We start from the raw sequence: 266 nt of genomic DNA, 5'->3' as shown, positions 1-266 counted from the left end.
CGCGGGCTTCTCGATCCCGCAGATCGATTTCAGGGGACTGGTCAATGCGACGCCGGAGTTCTGGGAATATCCCTGCTGCGACCGCGACATGCGGCATCAGCTCGTCGCGATTGCCCGCGCGCGACCAGTCCTCGCGGCGCGGCGGCGGCGCCGAGCCGTCGCCGATCTTCACCAGCACCGCCCAGTTGGTCAGCCGCGTTGCGGGGCTGGTTCCTTCCGCGATGGGATAGACCACCGCCTTGGCGTTGAGGCCGCCGGCGATGATC

At 68.4% G+C, this 266-nt stretch carries 1 pseudogene; it reads right to left on the bottom strand.

The annotated features are described in order from the left end of the window. Window positions 1-266, bottom strand: a pseudogene (locus tag RMT89_RS43505) (hypothetical protein); the annotation flags it as partial.

It is taken from the genome of Streptomyces sp. P17 (assembly GCF_032436805.1).
In the GTDB taxonomy this organism is placed as follows: Bacteria; Actinomycetota; Actinomycetes; order Streptomycetales; family Streptomycetaceae; genus Streptomyces.
Note: the sequence above shows the minus strand (reverse complement) of the source record. Positions and strands in the feature narration are given on the sequence as shown.